Annotated in this window: 1 protein-coding gene; it reads right to left on the reverse strand. The window is 74.7% G+C overall.

Annotated elements, in window-relative coordinates:
• Positions 1–130: 130 nt before the first annotated feature.
• On the reverse strand, positions 131–1,351 hold the full coding sequence (locus HMPREF0731_RS19200; protein ID WP_007005873.1) for an MFS transporter: 1,221 nt from the start codon (positions 1,349–1,351) through the stop codon (positions 131–133).
• Between the last annotated feature and the right edge of the window lie 276 nt (positions 1,352–1,627).

A 1,627-nucleotide genomic window follows, 5' to 3' on the forward strand; every position in this document is an offset into this window, starting at 1 on the left:
CCAGCGCCAGCCGCGCCCCCTGGGCCTCGGCCCACCATCGCAGCCGCCGCGGCAGCGACCGCCCCTTGCCCTCGGATTGCATGGCGCGCCTTCTGCGGCATCCGGCGGCGTTTGGCCAGGGCCGAAGGGGTCAGGCCGGCTGGGCGCCGGGCGGCAGGCGCGGGTCGGGCCGCGTCTCCGGCATGGCGAGCGCGAAGACGACGACACCGATCGCCGCGCTGCCGGCCAGCAGCAGGAAGGCGGCATCGAAGCCGAAGCGCGCCGCCACCCAGCCGGCCAGCGCATTGGCCGAGGCCGCGCCCAGCCCCTGCACCACCGCGGTGATGCCGAGCGCCGCGCCGAAATGCCCGGTGCCGCGCGTCAGATCGGCCACCATCAGCGGCAGCAGCACGCCGAACAGCCCGGCGCCGATGCCGTCCAGCAGCTGCACCCCCACCAGCCAGGCGGCGTTGTCGGAGAGGGTGTAGAGCACGCCGCGCAGCGGCAGCACCAGGAAGCCGGCCAGGAACAACGTCTTGCGCCCCCAGATCCCGGCCTTGCGCCCGGCCAGGATGGAGGTGCCGATCATCACCACCTGCGCCGCGACGATGCAGGCGCTGACCAGCGCCGTGCCGCGCGCCGGGTCGGCCATGGCCAGCTTCTGCCCGACCAGCGGCAGCATCGGCGCATTGGCGAAATGGAACATGGCGCAGCCCAGCGCCAGCACGGCCAGGCGCCGGTCGGCCAGCAAGTCCCGCCAATGCGCCGGCACCTGCCCCTCGGCCAGGCCGCGCGCCGCCTGGGGGTCGACCGCCGCCGCCGGCACCGCCAGGGCCGAGAGGATCGAGCCCAGCGCCATGCCGCCCAGCAGCCAGAACACCACCACGGGCCCGAAATACAGCGACAGCCCGCCCGCCGTGGCGGCGGCGAAGGCGTTGCCGGCATGGTTGAAGGCCTCGTTGCGGCCCATCCGGGCGTCGAATCCGGCCTGGCCCACCACACCCAAAGTGAGCGCCGCCAGCGCCGGCAGGATCGCAGCCGCCGCCATGCCGGACAGCACCTGGGAGATCGCCACCGGCCAGAAGCCCGGCGCCACCAGGATCAGCGCGCAGGCCAGGGTGACGGCGATGGCGGTGCCCACCACCAGCAGCCGCTTCTCCGGCAGCGCATCCACCAGCACCCCGGCCGGGCCCTTGGCCAGCAGCCCGGCCACCCCGCCCAGCGCCAGCACCGCCCCGGCGCCGCCCTGGTCCCAGCCCTGGACGCTGGTCAGCCAGATCGCCAGATAGGGGCCGAGCCCGTCGCGCACATCGGCCAGGAAGAAGTTGAGCGCGTCCAGCGCGCGGCGGGCGGTGCGGGGTTCGGCGGCCATGCGGCGGGGCGTCCTGGAGGGGGGGCGGCGCGGGCCGCCCGGAAGCGGCGCCTTGGCAACGCGGACCGGTCCCGCGGGTTGTATTCCTGTGGCTTTGCCATGGATTACAAAGCGTCCATCCCTATATGATGCTCCCCATGACGAATCAGCGGAGGAACTCCCCCATGCGCATCAAGGCCCGGCTGCTGGCCGGCTTCGCCGCGCTGGCCCTGGTGCTCGGCCCGGCGCTGGCGGAAGCCCGCCCCGGCGGCGGCTTCAGCTCCGGCAGCCGCGGCA

This window comes from Pseudoroseomonas cervicalis ATCC 49957, from assembly GCF_000164635.1.
Classification (GTDB): domain Bacteria; phylum Pseudomonadota; class Alphaproteobacteria; order Acetobacterales; family Acetobacteraceae; genus Pseudoroseomonas; species Pseudoroseomonas cervicalis.